Source organism: uncultured Subdoligranulum sp. (assembly GCF_937890665.1).
The window spans coordinates 1-4,111 of the sequence record NZ_CALADU010000121.1; the positions used below are offsets into that span (position 1 = coordinate 1).

General features: G+C 62.2%; 3 protein-coding genes. 2 read left to right on the forward strand and 1 reads right to left on the reverse strand.

From position 1 onward, the window contains the following. The first annotated feature begins 2 nt into the window (after positions 1–2). On the forward strand, positions 3–2,078 hold the full coding sequence (locus Q0526_RS07380; protein WP_298732118.1) for an elongation factor G: 2,076 nt from the start codon (positions 3–5) through the stop codon (positions 2,076–2,078). A 139-nt stretch (positions 2,079–2,217) separates the two neighbouring features. Here the strand turns inward: Q0526_RS07380 and Q0526_RS07385 are convergent, their stop codons facing one another. Further along, positions 2,218–2,970 carry a hypothetical protein gene (locus Q0526_RS07385; RefSeq protein ID WP_298732120.1) on the reverse strand — a complete coding sequence of 251 codons (753 nt, stop codon included), beginning with the start codon at positions 2,968–2,970 and terminating at the stop codon, positions 2,218–2,220. A gap of 223 nt (positions 2,971–3,193) precedes the next feature. Here Q0526_RS07385 and Q0526_RS07390 point away from each other — a divergent pair, with 223 nt between their 5' ends. Beyond that, entirely contained in the window at positions 3,194–3,970 is a 777-nt protein-coding gene (locus tag Q0526_RS07390; RefSeq protein WP_298732122.1) for a helix-turn-helix transcriptional regulator, read from the forward strand. Positions 3,971–4,111: the final 141 nt, after the last annotated feature.

Here is a 4,111-nt window from a genome sequence, read left to right on the forward strand (position 1 = left end):
TCATGGACTATGCAAGCAAAGACATCCGCAACATTCTGGTGGCCGGCCATGCCGGATGCGGCAAGACGACGCTGACCGAAGCGCTGCTGTATCTGAGCGGCGCCACCGAGCGCATGGGCCGTGTGGAGGACGGCACCACCGCCAGTGACTTTGACCCCGAGGAAGCGCGCCGTAAAGCCTCGCTGAATTCCAGCGTGATCCCGGTAGAGTATCAGGGCATCAAGTACAATCTGATCGACACCCCGGGTCTTTTTGACTTTGAGACGGGCGCCGCCGAAGGCGTTATGGCTGCCGAGAGTGTGCTGATCTGCGTGTCGGGCCGTTCGGGCGTCAGCGTAGGCGCCGAGAAAGCCTATCGGCTGGCCTGCAAGCAGAACAAGGCGCGGATGATCTTTGTGACCAAGACCGACCTCGAAAACGCCGATTATTTCAAGATCCTCGAGCAGATGAAGATCGAATTTGGTCCCAGCGTCTGCCCCTGCGTCGTGCCGGTGCGTTTGGACGACGGCACCGTAGCGTACATCAACCTGTTCAGCCAGAAGGCTTTCAAGTATGAAGGCGGCAAGCAGATCCAAATCGACCTGCCCGACATCGGTCACCGGTTTGAAGGTTTGATCCAAGCCATGAGCGAGGCCATCGCCGAGACCGACGAGGCCCTGATGGAAAAATTCTTTGAGGGCGAACCCTTCACCACCGAGGAGATCGTGCAGGGCATGGCGGCCGGCGTGCGTACCGGCCAGATCACGCCGGTGTTCTGCGGCAGCGCCGTGAACAATCAGGCGTTGGATATGCTGCTCTACAACATGAACGTTTTGCTGCCCGGCGCCGATACCGCCGCAGCCGTGGGCGAAACGAAGGATGGCGAGCCGGTGGAAGTCACCGCCGACCCCGACGCCCCGCTTTGCGCCTATGTGTTCAAGACGGTGGCGGACCCCTTTGTGGGCAAGCTGAGCTTTATCAAAGTGTTGTCCGGCAAGCTGACGGCGACCAGCAACGTGGTCAACGCCCGCACCGGTCAGCCCGAGCGTCTGGGCAAGACCCTGACGGTCTGCGGCAAAAAGCAGACCGATACCCCGGCCATCGTCACCGGCGACATCGGCGCGGTGGCCAAGCTGGCTACGGCCAAGACCGGCGATACCCTGTGTGACCCCGCCCGTGTGGTGGCATTGCCCATGCCCACCTATCCCATTGCCAGCTATCGCATGGCAGTGAAGGTGGCCAAGAAGGGCGACGAGGGCAAGGTATCCGGCGCGTTGGCCCGCCTGATGGAAGAAGATCCCGCCATCACCTTTATGGTCGATCCCGAAACCAAGCAGCAGATCATCAGCGGTCTGGGCACCCAGCATCTCGAAGTGGCGCTGGCCAAGCTGAAGAATAAGTTCGGCGTCGAGATCACGCTGGAAAACCCGCGGGTACCGTACCGCGAATCCATTCGCAAGAGCTGCAAGGCGCAGGGCCGCCACAAGAAGCAGACCGGCGGTCACGGCCAGTTCGGCGATGTGTGGATCCAGTTCGAGCCCATTGAGGGCGAAAGCATTGAATTTGCCGAGAATGTGTTCGGCGGCAGCGTGCCGAAGAACTTCTTCCCGGCAGTAGAAAAGGGTGTGCGGCAGGCCGCCGAGCACGGCGTGCTGGCCGGCTACCCCATGGTGGGCATGAAAGCCACCCTGTTGGACGGCAGCTACCACCCGGTAGACTCCAGCGAAATGGCCTTCATCATGGCCGCCAAGCTGGCCTATAAGGCGGCTGTGCCCGAAGCAGGCCCCGTGCTGTTGGAACCCATCGGCGCGCTGCAAGCGCATGTGCCGGCGGACAACACCGGCGATATTATGGGTGAGGTCACCAAGCGGCGCGGCCGGGTGCTGGGCATGAACCCTGACGAGGACGGCATGCAGGTGGTGGAAGCGGAAGTTCCCATGGCAGAGATGCAGGACTTCACCACCTTCCTGCGGCAGCTCACGCAGGGCCGCGGCTGGTATACCTTCGACTTCGTCCGGTACGAGACGCTGCCCCAGATGCTGGAAGCTAAGGTCATTGAACAGGCCAAGGCACTGGGCAACTTCGCCGACGACGAATGATCCTGTCCTTTTCTTGTAAGAAAAGGACCCAAAGAACTTTTACTTAAAAAGCCGTTGGATGTGGCAGATGCCACATCCAACGGCTTTTTGATTAGAGTTTCTTTGATTCGTCTTTGCAAAGAAAGTACCATTCACCCCGTCACACGCCGTTCTCTATTATGGCTTGCCATTGCCCGAACGGGATGCCCAACATTTTCTGTACAAGCATCAGCAGGCTCTGGTTGCAGCGGTCCCGTTCCACGGCGGGTTGGGTCAGCGGTTCCGCCCAGACCAGCAGCGCCCCGGGCACAAAATCCTCCTTCACCCGGCAGTACTCGGTGCCCGGGGCGTCGGGCTGGGCGCCGAACAACCGTGCCAGTTTGCCGGGGGGCGGGTCCAGATACAGATCCCCGCCCATATATTCCCAGGGCATCAGCGGCAGCAGATCCGACGCTGCAACATCCACCCGCAGAAAGGTCAGCGGCAGATCCTCGTCGGAAAGAAGGGGAAAATCCCGGTAGGTATCGGTGGCTGTTAAGGTGAATTTCTTGGGGGTGTAGTCAATGTCCCCGGACCAGTAGTACGGATCCGGGTCATACAAGGGCGTATAGATCGTATCGGAGGAGTAGGCCTTGGTGAAATCCCGCAGGGACCCGGCGGGACCATTCTGGTTGCAGAGGGTCACCGGGAGCACCGTGCCATCCACGAGAAATTCCCCATAGGCGAAGGATCCTTGGGTGGATACCGCAATGCAGGCGGGCCGCTCCTTACAGACCCAGACCGTATAGGGAAAGCTGAAGGGCTTTTTGCTGTAAAGGGGGTCGCAGCCGGTCAGCAGCAACAGGGCGCAGCAGGCCGTCAGCAGCAGTGCCAGCCGCCGGCGCCACCTCGTTTTTCCAAACGATGCACCCATCGCTCCCGCCTCCTTTGTATGGGTCTACTTTCAGTGTACCGGTCCATATGGCGGGGTGCAAGGGGCAGATTGCCCAAAGGTGGGGCGGCAAAATTGGGCAGTTCTGCCCCGGGCGGGGCAAAACGGGCGGCGGTAGCGCAAAGTAGCGGGTGGTTCCTTGTCAGCGGGGCCAAAAGGTGGTACGCTAGCCGTAGAACGACTTGCAGGAAAGGGGCGGTGCGGCATGGAGAACCGGCCATGGGGACAGGCTCTGGCGGCAGCCCGGCGGGCCCGGGGCTGGACGCAGGAAGGACTGGCCGAGCAGCTGGGGGTATCCCGGCAGGTGGTGGCCAAATGGGAGCGGGGCGCGGCGATGCCCGGCGCAGCCAACCTGCTGGCACTGCGTACCCTGTTGGGGCCGGACCTGCCCGACCCGGCCGACAGGCATGCGGCGGCAGAACCCCTGCCGCCCGTCGCCCCGGCAGGCACGGCTGCGACGCCCCCGGTCCGCCGTCACTGGTTCCGGTGGGCGGCAGCGGCACTGGCAGCGGCGGTCCTGCTGGCGGTGGGATGGTGGCTGGTGGGGGCGGAGTACCGGGTGGACCTGCTCTACCCGGTCACCGAGGAAGAGGTGCTCCGCAGCCCCGAACTGATGCGCTCTGTGCTGGAGCAGGGGGACCCGGAGGGACCCCGGGTGCTGTGCTACGAGCAGCCGATGGGCGGGGAGCGGGTGACCCGGCGGTATATGTTGGCGGCGCAGGGGGTGGCGCCGGACCCCGAGGAGCGGATTCTGCCGGGCCGCGGCCGCATCGAGCTGGTTTGGCAGCCCGGCGATGCCGGTACAACGCAGTATTACCTGCTGCAGTGCAGCGGGGCCCGGGATTTCCGGCTGGAGATGCGGCTGGCGGGCCAGTCCGGCACGATCGCCGTCTTTCCCGAGGCGCCCGACCGGGAAACTTGGATCGACTGGTGGGAGGGTGTGGCCAACCTCTGGGGCCGGACCCTCGACCTGTGGCCCTGAGAGCTGTCCTATCCTTTTCTTGTAAGAAAAGGACCAAAAGAACTTTCAATGAAAAAGCAGAGGCCCGTGGCATTTGCCACGGGCCTCTGCTTTTTGTTTGGAGTTTCTTTGGTTCTTTCTTTTCAAAGAAAGAACGCTCAC